General features: G+C 26.4%; 16 protein-coding genes. 15 read left to right on the forward strand and 1 reads right to left on the reverse strand.

Annotation, left to right across the window (positions count from 1 at the left end):
• The first annotated feature begins 10 nt into the window (after positions 1-10).
• Genes ATR_RS04675 through ATR_RS04695 form a run of 5 tightly spaced genes read left to right on the forward strand, consistent with a single transcriptional unit; the run spans position 11 to position 4,515 of the window.
• Positions 11-190 carry a hypothetical protein gene (locus ATR_RS04675; protein ID WP_115428319.1) on the forward strand — a complete coding sequence of 60 codons (180 nt, stop codon included), beginning with the start codon at positions 11-13 and terminating at the stop codon, positions 188-190.
• Between the two features lie 13 nt (positions 191-203).
• The gene (locus tag ATR_RS04680; RefSeq protein ID WP_115428320.1) at positions 204-2,060 is read left to right on the forward strand and encodes a TonB-dependent receptor plug domain-containing protein; all 1,857 of its coding nucleotides are present in this window, start codon (positions 204-206) and stop codon (positions 2,058-2,060) included.
• Position 2,061: 1 nt separating this feature from the next.
• A complete protein-coding gene (locus tag ATR_RS04685; RefSeq protein WP_115428321.1) occupies positions 2,062-2,895 on the forward strand; it encodes an ABC transporter substrate-binding protein in 834 nt (277 codons plus the stop codon).
• The gene (locus ATR_RS04690) at positions 2,870-3,571 is read left to right on the forward strand and encodes an ATP-binding cassette domain-containing protein (RefSeq protein WP_115428322.1); all 702 of its coding nucleotides are present in this window, start codon (positions 2,870-2,872) and stop codon (positions 3,569-3,571) included. The genes ATR_RS04685 and ATR_RS04690 overlap by 26 nt, the downstream gene beginning before the upstream one ends.
• Positions 3,568-4,515 (forward strand): FecCD family ABC transporter permease, encoded by a 948-nt coding sequence (locus tag ATR_RS04695; protein WP_115428323.1) that lies wholly within the window; start codon positions 3,568-3,570, stop codon positions 4,513-4,515. The genes ATR_RS04690 and ATR_RS04695 overlap by 4 nt, the downstream gene beginning before the upstream one ends.
• Before the next feature lie 18 nt (positions 4,516-4,533).
• On the opposite strand, the gene ATR_RS04700 is transcribed toward ATR_RS04695, so the two are convergent.
• On the reverse strand, positions 4,534-5,040 hold the full coding sequence (locus ATR_RS04700; RefSeq protein ID WP_115428324.1) for a SixA phosphatase family protein: 507 nt from the start codon (positions 5,038-5,040) through the stop codon (positions 4,534-4,536).
• An 80-nt stretch (positions 5,041-5,120) separates the two neighbouring features.
• Between ATR_RS04700 and ATR_RS04705 the strand changes: the two genes are divergently transcribed.
• The 10 genes from ATR_RS04705 (at position 5,121) to ATR_RS04750 (ending at position 16,464) form a co-directional block, all read left to right on the forward strand.
• Positions 5,121-5,720, forward strand: coding sequence for a transglutaminase-like cysteine peptidase (locus tag ATR_RS04705; protein WP_115428325.1), 600 nt, complete (start codon positions 5,121-5,123; stop codon positions 5,718-5,720).
• The gene (locus tag ATR_RS04710; protein WP_115428326.1) at positions 5,717-7,591 is read left to right on the forward strand and encodes a bifunctional diguanylate cyclase/phosphodiesterase; all 1,875 of its coding nucleotides are present in this window, start codon (positions 5,717-5,719) and stop codon (positions 7,589-7,591) included. The genes ATR_RS04705 and ATR_RS04710 overlap by 4 nt, the downstream gene beginning before the upstream one ends.
• Before the next feature lie 81 nt (positions 7,592-7,672).
• On the forward strand, positions 7,673-8,707 hold the full coding sequence (gene aroB, locus ATR_RS04715) for a 3-dehydroquinate synthase (protein WP_115428327.1): 1,035 nt from the start codon (positions 7,673-7,675) through the stop codon (positions 8,705-8,707).
• Positions 8,708-10,366, forward strand: a complete 1,659-nt coding sequence (locus ATR_RS04720; RefSeq protein ID WP_115428328.1) for a mechanosensitive ion channel domain-containing protein — start codon at positions 8,708-8,710, stop codon at positions 10,364-10,366.
• 25 nt (positions 10,367-10,391) lie between these two features.
• Entirely contained in the window at positions 10,392-11,669 is a 1,278-nt protein-coding gene (mtaB, locus tag ATR_RS04725; protein WP_115428329.1) for a tRNA (N(6)-L-threonylcarbamoyladenosine(37)-C(2))-methylthiotransferase MtaB, read from the forward strand.
• Positions 11,650-13,131: an AAA family ATPase gene (locus tag ATR_RS04730; RefSeq protein ID WP_115428330.1), complete on the forward strand. Its 1,482-nt coding sequence runs from the start codon at positions 11,650-11,652 to the stop codon at positions 13,129-13,131. Before mtaB ends, ATR_RS04730 begins: the two co-directional genes overlap by 20 nt.
• A complete protein-coding gene (gene bioV, locus ATR_RS04735) occupies positions 13,115-13,633 on the forward strand; it encodes a pimelyl-ACP methyl ester esterase BioV (RefSeq protein WP_115428331.1) in 519 nt (172 codons plus the stop codon). Before ATR_RS04730 ends, bioV begins: the two co-directional genes overlap by 17 nt.
• Entirely contained in the window at positions 13,630-14,157 is a 528-nt protein-coding gene (gene mog, locus ATR_RS04740) for a molybdopterin adenylyltransferase (RefSeq protein ID WP_206731655.1), read from the forward strand. Before bioV ends, mog begins: the two co-directional genes overlap by 4 nt.
• Before the next feature lie 97 nt (positions 14,158-14,254).
• The gene (locus ATR_RS04745) at positions 14,255-15,106 is read left to right on the forward strand and encodes a TIGR01777 family oxidoreductase (RefSeq protein WP_115428333.1); all 852 of its coding nucleotides are present in this window, start codon (positions 14,255-14,257) and stop codon (positions 15,104-15,106) included.
• Positions 15,103-16,464 carry a cryptochrome/photolyase family protein gene (locus ATR_RS04750; RefSeq protein ID WP_115428334.1) on the forward strand — a complete coding sequence of 454 codons (1,362 nt, stop codon included), beginning with the start codon at positions 15,103-15,105 and terminating at the stop codon, positions 16,462-16,464. The genes ATR_RS04745 and ATR_RS04750 overlap by 4 nt, the downstream gene beginning before the upstream one ends.
• Positions 16,465-16,468 lie beyond the last annotated feature (4 nt).

Raw genomic sequence — 16,468 nt, forward strand, 5'->3', positions numbered from 1 at the left:
GAGGAAAAAGATGAAAAGAGCAAAAAACTACTTTAGTTTTTTTGGTATTTTAATATCAACTTGTTTTGAAAAACTACAAATATTTTATTCAAAACTATTTGAATATTTGAAAAATCTACCAAATATATTTAGAAAGCTTTTAAATATAGAGTTAAAACCAATAAAAATAAATCTAATAAATAATAATTAAAAAAGGTCAAGAAATGATAAATAAAACAAAAATAAGCTTAGTTGCAAGCTTTTTATTAGCAACAAATCTTTATTCACAACAAACTTCTTTAGATGAAATTACAATTTCAAGTGCTACAAAATCAGAACAAAAATTAAGAGATGTTACATCAAATGTTGATTTAATCACAGCTGAAGATATAGAAACTAGAAAGTTTAAAACAGTAGTTGAAGCTTTAAACTCTTTATCAGGAATTAATATTTCAAGTAATGGTGGTATGGGAACTTTAACACAAGTTTATCTAAGAGGTATGAATACGGGTAATACATTGGTTTTGATAGATGGAATAAGATATAACAATCCTTATGATGGTTCAGTAGATTTTGCACATTTAATTATAAATGAGATTGAAAGAATTGAAGTTATAAAAGGCGCTCAAAGTAGTATTTGGGGGGCAGATGCTAGTGCTGGAGTTATAAATATTATTACAAAAAGTTCTAAAAATGGAACTCATGGAAGTGCAAGTGTTGAATATGGAAGATATGATTCAAAAATATCAAAGGCTACAATATCTCATAAAAATAAAAATTTTGATGCTAAATTAAGTGCAACTAGAGTTGATACAGATGGATTTTCAGCTATTTCACCTAAAAGCAATGAAGCAAAAGATTATGAAGATGATGGATATAAAAATACAACTGTTGATTTAAAATTAGGATATAACTTTGATGATAATAATAGAGTATCTTTAGCTTATGAAACTATAGATGCAAAAACTAATTTTGATGATATGATTTATTCTTCAGACTTTCCTTGGGGAATTGATCAAACTGCTTCTGCAAACTCGTATGCAAAAACTAAAACTAGAAATAGTATAGCTAGTTTAAATTATGAAAATAAAAATAGTTTTGCAACTACAAATATTTATACGAATTATTCAAGATTTAAGAATGAAACTAAAACGGAAGTTGGATTTAATGATTCAAAGAATAAAACAGATATTAAAGAGTATGGCATAAAATCAACTATTCCGTATCTAAATGAAACTTCATCTGTTACAGTTGGAGCAGAGTATAAAGGTTTTGAAGATAAAGAAGATATAAATAGAAAATATAATAGCAAAGCTATTTATATTACAAATACAAACAAATTTTTTGATGATAAAACTATATTCACTCAAGCTTTAAGATATGATAGATATAGTGATTTTGATAATAAAACAACAGGAAAAATAGGAATTAAACAATATATTATAGATGAACTAAATTTTAGTTCAAACTATGGTACAGGATATAATACTCCTTCTTTTATACAATTATATAAAACAGCTTGGGGTGGAAATCCAGATTTAAATCCAGAAAAAACAAGATCTTACGACATAGGAGTTGAGTATAAAGGTTTTTCTATAACTTACTTTAATACAAAAGTTAATAATTTAATTCAGTGGTCTGCTGGTAAAAATGAAAATATTAAAGGAGATAGTAGATTTAAGGGAACTGAAATTTCTTATAAAAACTCTATTATAGATGATGTTTTTCTAAATTTAAGCTATACAAATCTTAGTGCAAAAAATGCTAATGGAGATAAACTTCAAAATAGACCTACAAATAAGTTTAATTTTGGAGTTGATTATTATGGTTTAAAAGATTTTCATTTTAATATAAATGGTGAATATATTGGAACTAGACAAAGTGTTAATTTTGATTATAACAAACCAAATGTTGAAACTGGAAATTATACAATCTGGAATGCAGTAGTTGATTATGAGATAAATAAAAACTTCTCTACTTACTTGAAGCTTGATAATATTTTTAACAAAGATTATCAAATAGTTGATGGCTATGCAACAAGCCAAAGAGCTGCATATGTTGGATTAAAGGCTAGTTTCTAAGATGAAAAAACTACTATATCTTCTACTTCTTTTAAATTTTTTATATGCAACTGAGAGAATTATTACTCTAAGCCCAGCAATAAATGAGATGGTTTTTGCTTTGGGATTGGGTGATAAGGTTATTGCAAATACAGAATTTTGTGATTTTCCGCAAGAGTCAAAAAATATAGAAAAAGTTGGGGGATATGGTAGTGTAAGCTTAGAAAAGGTTCTAAAATTAAATCCTAGTGTAGTTATAAATCAAAGTTATGATACAAAACTAAACCTTGATTTAAAAGCTTTGGGCTTTAAAACTTTGGTTTATAATAGTGATAATATAGAAGATATAAAGTTTACTATAGAAGATTTAGGAGATAAATTTGACAAAAAAATTGAAGCCAAAAAGCTAAATGAAGATATAGATAATAGTTTAAAAAGTATAGAAAATATTATAAAGAATAAAAAAATATTAATAGTAATTAGTCCACAAAACACACTTTCAAGCCAAATATATGTAGCAGGAAATTTTGTATATTTTGAAGATATTATAAAAAAAAGCCAAAATAAAAATGCCTATTTTAGTAACTTGAAATCACAACCAGTAATAAATATTGAAAAGTTAATAGGATTAAATCCAGATATTATTATACTTCTTGCTCCTTTTTTAGAGAATGAAATAAAAGAGCAAGAAAAAATGAAAAAAATGTGGGAAAAACTTCCTATAAATGCAAGTAAACAGCAAAATATCTATATAATAGATAAGTTATATTCAGGAATTCCAAGCCATAGAGTAAAAAACTTTATAGATGATTTTAAAGAGATTTTAGAAGATGTTAGAGATAAAAAATTACAATAATTTTATTTTAAAAGATATTAGTTTCAAGTTAAATAGAGGTGAAAACTTGCTTATTTTAGGGGAAAATGGAGCAGGAAAATCTACTTTGGCAAAGGTTTTATCAAATCTTTTACCAAATAAAAATCTTTTTTTAGATGGAGAGAATATAGAAAAGCTAAGCTCTTTAAAAAGAGTAAAAACAATAAACTATATACCTAGCTATTTTGAAGTTTTTGATGATTATATTACACTTTTTGAGTTTTTAAAAATCTCTTTAATAGAAGATAAAAGTGAATTAGAGATTTTAAATATAATAAAACTTTTAAAGTTAGAAAGACTTCAAAATAGTTACTGTAAAAGCCTAAGTTCTGGGGAAAAACAGCTTGTGCAACTAGCAAGTGCAATACTCCATGGTGCAAAAATTACAATCTTTGATGAGCTGACTGCAAATTTGGATTTAAATAGAGTAAAAGAGGTATTTAATATTCTAAACCAAGATTTTTTTACTCAAAAAATCATTATTACACATAATCTTGACTTTGCATATCAGTTAAAAGGATATAAGGTTTTGTTTTTAGAAAATGGAGCTATTAAGTTTTTTGGAGCTTTTGATGAGTTTTTTACTCAAAATAGTTTGGATAGATTTTATAAAAATAGCCTAAAGCTTTTAGAAAATCATTTGGTACTAGATTTATGAAAAAACTTATCTATATTTTGGCTATTTCTTTACTTTTACTCTCTCCTTTTTTGGGAGAAAGTATCATAAGTTTTAAGGATATTTTTGATTTAAGTAGCACAAACAATATAATCTTTTGGGAGCTAAGAGTACCTAGAGTGTTTTTGGCTTTTTTTGTGGGAACTATTTTGGCTCTTAGTGGGTTAGTTTTTCAAGTTATTTTTAAAAATGAGTTAATTACTCCATATACTTTGGGAATTGCTAGTGGAACAACACTTTTTACAGCTATTTCAATAGTATTTATTCCTTTAATTCCTCTTTATATTTCAAGTATTTTTGGTTCTTTAATTACTATTTTTTTACTCTTTATAATTTCAAAAAAATTGAATTCAAAAAAGCTTTTAAACTCCACAAATTCAATGCTTTTAATAGGAATTGCCTTATCATATTTTTATAGTTCAGCTTTAATGCTACTTTTTTTTACAAGTAATTTACAAGAGAGCTATAGTATTGTACGATTTACTTTAGGAAGTCTTGATGTTGTAGGATTTTTTCCTACAATTGTACTTTTTTTTACAGCACTATTTTTAATAATTTTTTTGTATAAACAAAAAAGAGATATTGAATTACTTCTCATTTCAAATGATTTGGCATTTTTAAAGGGTTTAAATATAAATAGAAGCACTTTAATTCTTTTAATATTTATTACAATATGTGTAGGAATTTCTATTGGTTTTGTAGGGCCAATTGGTTTTGTAGGACTTGTAATTCCACATATTATGAAGTTAATTTATAAAAAAAGTGCCACACAACTATTTTTTCCAACTCTATTTTTTGGTGGAGTTTTTTTGGTTTTTTGTGATTTAGTAGCAAGATTAATTCCAACAGCCTCTACTCTTCCTATTGGAGTTATTACCTCTTTTATTGGGGCTATATTCTTTGTTTATTTATTAATTAGAAGATAGATTTTTAGTTTTTATCTCTTAACATAAATTACAAATAAACATTTTAGGATATAAAAAAAAGTCTAAATTACCATATCCCTTTTCAATTTCATCCCATGAGTCTATATCTAGATCTATTTTTAAAATTCCAGTTGTAGGGATATTTTTATAGAATCCATTTAGTAAAAAATCACTTAAATCATTAATTCCTGGGTTATGTCCAATAAAAAATAAAGTATCATATTCCTTTTCTACACTTTTTATAACATTTAATAAATTAGTATATGGTGCTTCATAGATACTTTGATCAAATCTCACCTTTTTTTTATAATCTTTAAACTCGTCTAAAAAGTAGTTCAAAGTATCTTTTGTTCTTTTTGCAGGTGAAGATATTATTAAGTCTGGTTTTAGCTCTTTTTGATTTAAAACTTTTGCCATAAAAGGAGCATTCTTCTCTCCTCTTTTATTTAAGGGTCTATCAAAATCATCTAAAAGTGGGTTTGACCAGCTAGATTTTGCATGTCTTATCAAAATTAACTTTTTCATATAAACTCCTTATGTTTTTCTAATTTTAGCAAAGATTTATAAAAAAAGAAAAAATAATTTATTTTAGATATAATATTTGCATGAAAATTTTAGTTAGTATATTTTTTCTACTGTTTTTTACTATAAATGCTGATTTTGTTGATTCTTCTTTACTTGTAAAAGTTGAAGAAAAATATGGAAAATTTGCAAAAAATAGGTTTGTTGCATTAAATGCTCTATTGGAAAAAAATAAAAGCTATGATATAAAAACAAAGCTTGAAAATATAAATGATTTTTTCAATGGTATAAAGTATGCAAGCGACAAGAGTATTTATGGTACTAGTGATTATTGGGCTAATCCTTATGAGATGTTAGCTAGAGATAAAGCAGATTGTGAAGATTATGTAATTGCAAAATATTTTGCATTAGAGTATTTAGGAGTTCCAACTTCAAAAATGTTTTTATCTTATGTTAGAGTTAAATCTTCAAATGAAGCTCATATGGTTTTGACATATTTTGAGACGCCAAGCTCTGAACCTTTGATTTTAGATAATTTAAGAAAAACTATTCAACTAGCTTCAAAAAGGGATGATTTGATACCAGTTTTTAACTTTAATCCAAATATCTTAAAAGGTGAAAAAACTGCTGCTCACAGGAAATGGGATACATTAATTAAAGATTATAAAGGAAAAAAAATATGAGTTTATTAAAACAAGTTTCTATAGTTCTTGGTTTTATTTTTTTGGTACTTTTTGTATCAATTATTGGTTTATCATTTAGTATTATAAAAGACTCTTCTGCAAAATCTCTGTATGAAAATGTACAAAATAGTGTTACTAGTACTAGTTTATCTATTACAAATGCAGGAATTGATGAAAGTACTATTAAAACAGTTATAAATGCAGCTTTTGATAATGGAAATTATGAGAAGATTGTATTTAAAAATACTAATGAAGAGATAGTTTATGAGCTAAAAAAAGAGCTGAAAATAAATAATGAGATACCAAATTGGTTTATAGATATTGTTGATATAGGGGAAATTTCTGCACTTGCAAGTATTTCACAAGGCTGGAATATGCTAGGAGTTTTAGAGTTTTATGCTGATAGAGCTATTTATTATAATCAAACTTATAGTATGTTTATTAAACTTTTACAATCTTTAGCCATAAGTTTTGTAGTTTTAATATTCATTTTGGCAATCTTTTTTAATTTTATTTTAAGACCACTTAGAGTTATAAATAGTCAAGCAAAAGCAGTAATGAACAATGAGTTTATAATCTCAAATGAAAAACCATTTACTGTGGAGTTCAAAGTTTTAACTACTGGTATAAATAGTATGATCGAAAAGTTTGAGAAGATGTTTCAAAATACAAATGAGGTTTTAAAAACAAATAAAGAGTTACTATATTTTGATGAAACAACAAAGATAAATAATAGAAGATATTTTATACTAAAAGCAAATGAGTATTTAGATAAAGATAGCTCAAATAATAAAGGTTTTATCGTATCAATTGCAATAAAACTTGATATTATAAATAAAACTTACGGATTTGTAAAAACAAATACTATTTTACAAAAACTTGCTACAAATTTAAAAGATAGTTTTAATTTAGATAATGATGTAGTTGTGAGAATGAATGGTTCTGAGTTTTTGGCACTTATTCCAAATGCCAAAGAAGAAGATGTAAAAAATAGTTTAGAAAAACTAATTGTTGATTTAAAAAATATTGAAGAGTTAAATGAAAATATCTTTATAGGGCTTTGTAGATATGAAAATGAAGAGAGTTTAAGAACACTATTTACTAAAATAGACTATACAATCTCTCAATCAAAAATAAATACAGAAAAAGAGTATTTTTATGCAACTAATATTAATAATATTAAAACAAAAGAGGAGTGGATAAATATTTTAAATATCTCTCTAAAAGAGGAATTCTTTAGACTAATTCATAGAGATATTGTTGATATTAACTCAAAACAAGAGTATTTAAGAACAATCAGTTTTGAGCTCGATTTTGATGGTGAGACAATTAGATATGGCGAGTTTATAGCATCTGTTTTAGAGCAAAATAGATTAGATGAAGTATATTTACATATTATAGAAAAAGTTTTCAAAGAGACAAAAGAGCAAGATTTTGTCTCTATTCAACTTCCAACTATATTTATAGAAAAACTAAGTAGTTATGCAAAACTAAAAGAGATTTTAATTAGATATAAAAATCTATCAAAAAATGTTATTTTTGAGATAGAAGAGGAAGCATTTAATAAAAACTTTAATAGTACTTTAATGTATATAACACTATTTAAAGAGCTTAATTTTAACTTTGCTATATTTAATTTTATTGCAAATAGTGATGATTACAACTATTTAAAAGAGCTTAGACCTCTTTATATTAAAGCATCAAAATTCTTCCTGCTTGAGTCAAGACAGAGTTTAAATATGCTTAAAATTCTTACACAATCTTTGGATATAAAGCTTGTTGCTACAAGTGTAGATGAGCTCGAAGAGATAAAAACTCTTGAGGAAATAGGAATAAATGCTATTTCTGGTTCTGTAATGGCAAAATTATAGTACTCCTCCTTGGTCAGAAAGGCTTTTTTTAGCTTTTTTTGGCTACTATCTTATATTTTAAAAAATCAAAAAAGATAAGATATGACTGTAAAAATCGATTTAAACAATGAAAATTCATATGAAATTTATATAGAGAAGCTAAAAAAAATAAGCTTTGATAGAAAAGTTGTTGTTGTTACGAACCCAACTATTGCTTCTTTTCACTTAGAGTATTTAAAAGATAATTTGAGTGCACAAGAGCTTAGCTTTTGTACAATTCCTGATGGAGAAGAGTACAAAAATATGCAAACATTGGAGCAGATTTTAGAGAGTTGTTTTTTAGCAAAGCTAGATAGAAAATCTCTTTTGGTTGCTTTTGGTGGCGGTGTTATTGGTGATATGACAGGATTTGCTGCTTCAATATATCAAAGAGGAATAGACTTTATACAAATTCCTACAACACTTTTATCACAAGTAGATGCAAGTGTTGGTGGAAAAACAGGAATAAATAATAGATTTGGAAAAAATCTAATTGGCTCTTTTCATCAACCAAAAGCTGTTTATATCGATAGTAGTTTTTTAAAAACATTACCAAAAAGAGAGTTTGGTGCAGGTGTTGCTGAGATTATAAAAATGGCAGTATGTTTTAATAAAGATTTTTTTATGTGGCTTGAGAATAATGATTTAAATTATGAAAAAAATATAGATATTGCTATACAAAAATCGGTACAAACGAAAGCTTATGTTGTAAGTGTTGATGAAAAAGAGCAAGGATTAAGAGCAGCTTTGAACTATGGTCATACTTTTGGACATGTAATAGAAAATCTTACAAATTATAAAACATATCTTCATGGTGAAGCAGTTGGTATTGGAATGTGTATGGCAAATGCTTTAGCTGTAAAACTTGGTTTTATGAGTGAAGATGATGAGAAAAGAGTAGAAAAGCTTCTTAAAAAGTATGAGATTCCAACAACTTATAAAATAAAAGATGTTGAAGATTTTTATGAGCATTTCTTTTTGGATAAAAAATCAAGTAATAGTAAAATTAAATTTATTTTACCTGTTGGAATTGGTGATTGTAAAATTACAGATGAGATAAAAAGAGATGATGTAATTGAGATTTTAAAGGGGTTTTAAGTGTTTAAAAAAATTGTTCTAATACTATGTTTGGTGGCTAGTTTTAATCTTATTGCAAATGAGCAAAAAGTTGATGATAGTAAGAAAAAGAGCTTAGAACAAAAAAATACCCAAAAAAAAGATGAAAATATTTTAGAGATTGAAAATATGGTTGAGGCAAATATTTTAATTGATAAAATAAATAAAATAGAGGCTAGCTTTAAAGATAATATTCTTTTAAAAAGATATTCAAACTATCTATCATATAGTAAAATTTCAAATGAATTAGAGACTTTAAAAGAGAGTTTAAAAAGAAAAAATCAATTAAGTGATGAGTTAGAGTATCAGCTTCTAAATAAAATTAGAGTAAAAGAGAATGAGTTAGAACTAATTGGTGAGTACAAAGGTTCACCAATAGGAAGTTTAATTAATCCACCAGAAATAGATAAATTTGAAAATATTACAAATCCATTTGGAATAATTACAGCTTTATCAAATATAAAAAAAATAGAGAGCAATAAGCAACAATTTGGCTCTTTAGAGCTTCAAATAGAGGTTTTATTAAAGAGCTTAGAAGTTGAATTAAATAGCTATAGAGAACTTTTTGTTTTAGAACCAAAAGGTGATTATAAAGACAAAATCTCTTTTTTGGATAAACAAAAAAGAGATTTTGAGATAGTATTAGATATTGTAAGTACAACTCAAGAGGTTTATGGAAGAAAAACAGAGCAAATTGTATTAGAGTTAAAAAATCAAATATCTTCACAAATTCAAAAAATGATGTTTATTTTTGGAATAATTATTGTGATGCTTATAGTCTCATTTTTAGTAAAATTAACGCTCAAAAAGTATTTCTCACAAAATGAGAATTACTATATGGTAAATAAAATAATCAATTTTACCTTGGCATTTTTGGTATTAATGTTACTTCTATTTTCATATATAGACAATGTTTCATACCTTGTAACTATTTTAGGATTTGCATCCGCAGGTATTGCAATTGCTTTAAAAGATTGGTTTATGTCACTTTTTGGATGGATGGTAATAGTTACTTCTGGATTTATTCAAGTTGGAGATAGAATTAGAGTTACAAAGGGTGATGTTGAAACAGTTGGTGATGTTTTAGATATTTCACTATTTAAAATAACAATTAAAGAAGATGTTACAATGGTATCTTACATGAAGAATAGAAGAGCTGGAAGAATTTTCTTTGTACCAAATAACTATATCTTTTCTGAACTTATTGCAAACTATAGCCATAGTGAGTTAAAAACAGTTTGGGATGGAATAGATATTACCCTTACTTTTGACTCTAATTTTAAAAAAGCTCAGAAAATTGTAAGAGAGATTTTAAAACATTATTCAAAAGGATATAGTGATATTACAAGAAAACAGTTATCAAAGATGAGAAATAAATATCAACTAAGAGCTACAGGAGTAGAGCCTAGAGTTTTTACTTTAATTGAACCTTATGGAGTTGTAGTTTCTGGTTGGTATCTTACAAATTCATTTGCAGCATTGGTTCTAAGAAGTACTATTAGTGCTGAAATAATCGAAGCTTTAATGAAAGAGGATGATATCCATATAGCATATCCTACTCAACAAATAAATATTAATAGAACCTCAAAAGCTTATGGTCCTTCAAGAAATGACTCAAATAAAGAGCCTGAATTTGAATAGTATTATAAAAATAGGATAATTTTTAATGAATTTTAGTACAACAAAACCAAAAGTTTTTTTTAAAACTTTTGGTTGTAGAACAAATATTTTTGATACTCAAGTTATGATGAGTAACTTAAAAGATTTTGAAGTAACACAAGATGAAAGTGATGCTTCTATAGTAGTAATTAACTCTTGTACAGTTACAAATAGTGCAGATACAACAGCTAGAAGTTATATAAATGGTTTAAAAAAATTAAGCAATAATCCAAAAGTAATCTTTACGGGGTGTGGAACAAGAACAAAAGGGGAAAAGCTTTTTGGAGAAAATAAGATAGATGGTCTTTTTGGAGCGAGTGAAAAAGAGAATATAAATGAGTTTTTAAAACTAGATGAGAAGTTTTTTAAACTAGGAGATTTAAAGAGTTTAGATAAAACTGTTGTTGAAGAGTTTGTAGGTAAAAGTAGGGCATTTATAAAAATACAAGAGGGTTGTGATTTTAGATGCTCATACTGCATTATTCCTTATGTAAGAGGTGATGCTAGAAGTTATGAAGAGAGTGTAATTTTAAATCAAGTAGAGACTTTGGCACAAAATGGTTTTAGTGAGTTTATACTAACAGGGACAAATGTAGGAAGTTATGGTAAAAAAATGCATACATCTTTGGCTAAACTTCTTAAGAAAATGTCTTTGATAAAGGGTGTTAAGCGAATACGAATGGGAAGTATAGAGCCAATTCAAATAGATGATGAATTTAAAGAACTAATAAACGAGCCTTTTATGGCAAAGCACCTTCATATTGCACTTCAACATACTTCAAAAGAGATGTTAAAGATTATGAATAGAAGAAACAAAGTTTTAAGTGATTTAGAACTTTTTGAGTTTTTAAGCTCAAATGGCTATGCTTTAGGAACTGATTTTATTGTAGGACATCCAGGAGAAACCGAACAACTTTGGAGAGAAGCTATGAAAAATCTGGAAAATTTCCCACTTACTCATATACATGCTTTTACATATTCAAAAAGAGATGGAACTCCTAGTGCAATTATGAAAGATATGATAAAAGGTGATATTGCAAAAGACAGATATATCGAACTTGTAGAGATTATAAAAGATAAAAATTATAAGTTTAGAGAAAAAATTAAAAATAGTTCTATAAAACTTGAGGTTTTAGTAGAACAGGAGAAAAACGGTATTTTTACTGGTTTTGATCAGTTCTTTAATCAAGTTTCTATATCTTCAAAAGAAGATTTAGTAGGTGATTGGCTAATATTGGATGATTATTTAGTAAAGGAGAATAAAAATGAAGCAAGATTTGAATGATAAAAATATAGATAAAAACTTTAAACTAATGCTACTTTCAGCTTTGGTTTTGGTAATCTTATTTAGCTACACAATTTATAAGAGTAGTACAAACATTCAAGGACTTAGTTATTATATTGGAATTGGATTCCTCTTTGTTCTTCTTATAATATCTTTTATTTTAAGAGCAAAGCAGGATAAAATAAGAGACTATTTTTTGAAAAAACGTGGTAATAAGAGTTTAAATGAAGTTAGTTTTGAAAAAGAGTTATCAAGTAGTAAAGGTGATGAAGTTGTAAGTGAACAATCTTTTATAAAACCTGTTGCTTCAAATATTACTTTTAAAGATGTTGCTGGAATAAAAGAGATTAAAGAGGAATTAGAAGAGATAGTTGATTTCTTAAATAACCCTTCAAAATATCAAAAACATAAGGTGAAACTACCAAAAGGTGTACTTTTAGTAGGTCCTCCAGGAGTTGGAAAAACATTGATTGCAAGAGCAGTTGCAGGTGAAGCTCAAGTTCCATTTTTTTATCAAAGTGGAGCTAGTTTTGTTCAAATTTATGTAGGAATGGGAGCAAAAAAGGTTAGAGAGTTATTTGATAGTGCAAAACTAAATGCTCCATCTATAATATTTATAGATGAAATTGATGCAGTAGGAAAAGCAAGAGGTGGAAAGTCAAATGATGAACGGGAATCTACTTTAAATGAACTTTTAACTCAAATGGATGGTTTTTTAGGAGATAGTGGAGTAATAGTAATAGCTGCTACAAATAAGATAGAAGTACTAGATGATGCACTTTTAAGAGCAGGAAGATTTGATAGAAGAGTATATGTTGGATTACCAAATATTGAAGATAGAAAAAAAATTTTAGAACTATATTTAAAAGATGTAAAATACAGTATAAATATTGACAAATTAGCTCAAAGTAGTGCAGGATTTAACTCAGCAGCTTTATCAACACTTGTAAATGAAGCTCTACTTAGTATGATAAAAAATAAGAAATCTATTTTAGAAGAGAGTGATATTGAAATTGCAAAAAATAAACTAGAGTTTGGAAAAAAACAGCAGAAAATTTTAGATATAGAGCAAAAAGAGATTTTAGCAATATATCAAACTTGCAAAGCTTATATCTCAAGATCAAAGGTAAAATTGCTAGATGATGGGGTTCCTAGAATAAATAAAGTATTTTTATCTTATGGCGAAATGCTTGAAAACATAAAAAGAGAGTTGGCAGGAACTGTAGGTTTGGAGCTAATAAAAAATGAGAAGTATTCAATAGGTGAAGATGCTATAAAAAGAGCTTATGAGATAGCTTCTCTTATGATACAAGATTATAAAATGGCACAAAATATTGAAGAGATAATAAAAAGTGCACAAGATAGTTTAAAAGATGAGTTAATGAGAAATATAGACAATATAGCTAGATTAAAAGAGCTTATGCTAAAAAATGAGGTAATTACTCTTGAAGATTTACAATAATTTTTTTAGTGGTTTTTGTTTTTCAAATGAGAGTGAACTTTTTGAAGATTATTTAGAAAAAGGCGATTTTATAGTAAGTGGTTTTTCTTACGGAGCTATAAAAGCTTTTTTATATGTAAAAAATAGTGAGAAAAGAGTTGATAAGCTTCAACTCTTTTCTCCAGCATTTTTTCAAAATAAAGATGATAAATTTAAAAGAATGCAACTTATGTATTTCAAAAAAGATGAAGAGCCATATATTAAAACTTTTTTGGGAAATATAAATTCATCTTTTGATAAAGATGTTTCAAAATATTATAAAAAAGGAACACAAGAAGAGTTAGATGAACTTATAAATTTTGTTTGGAATAAAGAAGATTTAAAGTCTTTAGTAAAAAAAGGTATAAAAATAGAGGTTTTTTTAGGGGGAAAAGATAAAATAATTGATAGTTTAGAAGCAAAAGAGTTTTTTAAAGAGTTTGCTACTGTTTACTATTTTAAAGAGAAAGGACATTTATTATGATTGCAAAAATTGGAATAATTACAACAAGTGATAGAGCAAGTGCTGGAGTTTATGAAGATTTATCAGGAAAAGCTATTATAGATACTTTAAATCTTTATTTAAAATCTCATTGGGAACCTGTTTATAGATGTATTAGTGATGATAGAAAAACAATAGAAGATAATCTAATAGATTTAATTGATAATGAAAAGTGTTGTTTAGTTGTAACAACAGGTGGAACAGGACCAGCACAAAGAGATGTAACTCCAGAAGCCACAGAAGCCGTTTGTGATAGAATGATGCCAGGTTTTGGAGAACTTATGAGAAGTGTAAGTTTACAATATGTTCCAACTGCTATTTTATCAAGACAAACAGCAGGTCTTAGAGGAAGCTCTTTGATAGTAAATCTTCCAGGAAAACCAAAATCTATTAAAGAGTGTTTAGATGCAGTTTTTCCAGCAATTCCATACTGTATAGATATTATGGAAGGTCCATATTTAGAGACAAATGAAGAGATTATAAAAGCTTTTAGACCAAAAAAGTAGTGATAAGAATATTTATAAAAGATATATAAATATCTATAAAAGTACTTTAAATACCAAATGATATATGGTATTAATTTATAAAAAGTAAGAAATAAATATGAAAACAATTTTAATATCAGGTGGAAGTGGTTTTGTAGGACAAAGTTTATTTAACTTTTTTAAAAATCAAAATTACGACGTTAATATTTTAAGCAGAGAAATTTTAAAAGATAGTAAAAAACTGGATGAATTTATTCAAAATAGTGATATTTTAATAAATTTAAGTGGAGCAAATATTATAAATAGATGGAGTGAAAAATATAAAAAATTACTCTATAAAAGTAGAATTGATACAACAAAGACTTTAGTAGAATCTATAAAAAGAGTTGAAAAAAAGCCAAAAATGTTTATATCAACTTCGGCTGTTGGAATTTATGATAATAAATCAAAATATGATGAAAATGGCTCTTTAGGAGATGATTTTTTATCAAAACTTTGTCAAGATTGGGAAAAAGAGGCATTAAAAGCAAAAAATACTACTACAAAAGTATCAGTTTTTAGATTTGGAATAGTTTTAGGAAAAAGTGGAGGAGCTTTTAAAAAGATGATTACTCCTTTTAAACTAGGGCTTGGTGGAATTATTGGAAATGGAAAACAGCATTTCTCATATATTCATATAGAAGATTTGCTAGAAGCTTATAAATATATAATAAAAAATGAATTTGATGGTATTTTTAATCTTACAGCTCCAATTCCTACAACAAACTATGAATTTACAAAGACTCTAGGAAAAGTTTTAAATAGAGCTACAATTTTTACTATTCCTGAATTTATTTTAAAATTAATATTTAGTGAAGGTGCAAAAGTATTAAGTGATGGACAAAGTGCAGTTCCCAAGAAACTTCTTGATTTGGGCTTTGAGTTTAAATATAAAAATATAGAAGATAGTTTAAAAAGTTTAGTAAAATGAGACAAATTCTTTGGTTTAGAAGAGATTTAAGAGTTGAAGATAGTGCTATTTTATCAAATGCAAAAGATGAAGTTCTTCCTATATTTATTTTTGACAGAAATATTTTAGATAAACTTCCAAAAGATGATAAACGAGTAACTTTTATATATCAAAATGTTTTGAAACTAAAAGAAAATTTACAAAACCTTGGACTTAATTTATTAGTATTTTATGGAGAGCCAAAAGAGATTTTTATAAAACTCAAAAAATATGGTTTTGATGAGATTTTAACTTCAATAGATTTTGATAGTTTTTCAAAAAAAAGAGATGATGAAATATCAAAAATTATTCCTTTAAAAAGATACATTGATTCTTTTATATTAACTCCAAGTGATATTTTAAAAGTAGATAAAACACCTTATAAAGTCTTTACCGCTTTTTATAACTCTTTAGAATATATACATAACTCTACTAAGATTGAAGAGTTTAAAAGCAATTTGAAATTAAAAAAAGTAGATTTTGATTATAGTTTTATACCAACTTTGGAGAATTTAGGATTTATCAAGCAAAAATTACCAGAATTTTTAAATCAAAGCCCTGATGAATTAATAGAAAAGTTTTCAAATAAGATTCAAAATTATCAAGAGAATAGGGACTATTTTTATTTAGATGCGGGCTCAAATTTAAGTGTACATTTAAGATTTGGGCTTATTTCTCCTAGGAGTTTGTTTAATAAAATAAAAAGTCTAGATGCTTCAAAAAAAGAGATAGACTTTTATATTAAAGAGCTATTTTGGAGGGAGTTTTATAACTATATTTTATATCATTTCCCAAACTCTGAATTTGAAAATTTAAATGGAATAAAAGTAAATTGGAATGAAAATGAAGATGACTTTATAAAATGGTGCAACGGAAACACAGGAGTTCCTATAGTAGATGCAGCTATGAAAAACTTAAATAAAACAGGACTTATGCACAATCGATTAAGAATGGTTGTATCTTCATATCTTACAAAAAATTTGCTTATTGATTGGAGAAAAGGAGAAAAATATTTTGCTTTGAAACTTCTTGATTATGAGGCTAGTTCAAATATTGGTTCATGGCAATGGGCAGCTAGTACAGGAGTTGATGCAGTACCATATTTTAGAGTTTTTAATCCATATTTACAATCAAAGAAATTTGACAAAGAGGCAATTTTCATAAAATCCATTTTAAAAGAGTTAGAAAATATTTCACCAAAAGTAATATATACAGAAAATGGTGTACAAGAAGATATTTTTTTAAATTATCCTAGACAAATGGTTGGTATTTCATACTCAAGAAATAGGGCTATTTTGGAGTTTAAAAAAGCAAATAATGATAGAAAAAATTATAAATAGTTAA

It is taken from the genome of Aliarcobacter trophiarum LMG 25534, assembly GCF_003355515.1.
GTDB lineage: Bacteria > Campylobacterota > Campylobacteria > Campylobacterales > Arcobacteraceae > Aliarcobacter > Aliarcobacter trophiarum.

Bases quoted from the DNA above. Each gene is read 5' to 3' on its own strand.
- ATR_RS04675 (WP_115428319.1), top strand. From the start codon at position 11: ATGAAAAGAGCAAAAAACTACTTTAGTTTTTTTGGTATTTTAATATCA.
- ATR_RS04680 (WP_115428320.1), top strand. From the start codon at position 204: ATGATAAATAAAACAAAAATAAGCTTAGTTGCAAGCTTTTTATTAGCA.
- ATR_RS04685 (WP_115428321.1), top strand. From the start codon at position 2,062: ATGAAAAAACTACTATATCTTCTACTTCTTTTAAATTTTTTATATGCA.
- ATR_RS04690 (WP_115428322.1), top strand. From the start codon at position 2,870: ATGTTAGAGATAAAAAATTACAATAATTTTATTTTAAAAGATATTAGT.
- ATR_RS04695 (WP_115428323.1), top strand. From the start codon at position 3,568: ATGAAAAAACTTATCTATATTTTGGCTATTTCTTTACTTTTACTCTCT.
- ATR_RS04700 (WP_115428324.1), bottom strand. From the start codon at position 5,040: ATGAAAAAGTTAATTTTGATAAGACATGCAAAATCTAGCTGGTCAAAC.
- ATR_RS04705 (WP_115428325.1), top strand. From the start codon at position 5,121: ATGAAAATTTTAGTTAGTATATTTTTTCTACTGTTTTTTACTATAAAT.
- ATR_RS04710 (WP_115428326.1), top strand. From the start codon at position 5,717: ATGAGTTTATTAAAACAAGTTTCTATAGTTCTTGGTTTTATTTTTTTG.
- aroB (WP_115428327.1), top strand. From the start codon at position 7,673: ATGACTGTAAAAATCGATTTAAACAATGAAAATTCATATGAAATTTAT.
- mtaB (WP_115428329.1), top strand. From the start codon at position 10,392: ATGAATTTTAGTACAACAAAACCAAAAGTTTTTTTTAAAACTTTTGGT.
- ATR_RS04730 (WP_115428330.1), top strand. From the start codon at position 11,650: ATGAAGCAAGATTTGAATGATAAAAATATAGATAAAAACTTTAAACTA.
- mog (WP_206731655.1), top strand. From the start codon at position 13,630: ATGATTGCAAAAATTGGAATAATTACAACAAGTGATAGAGCAAGTGCT.
- ATR_RS04745 (WP_115428333.1), top strand. From the start codon at position 14,255: ATGAAAACAATTTTAATATCAGGTGGAAGTGGTTTTGTAGGACAAAGT.
- ATR_RS04750 (WP_115428334.1), top strand. From the start codon at position 15,103: ATGAGACAAATTCTTTGGTTTAGAAGAGATTTAAGAGTTGAAGATAGT.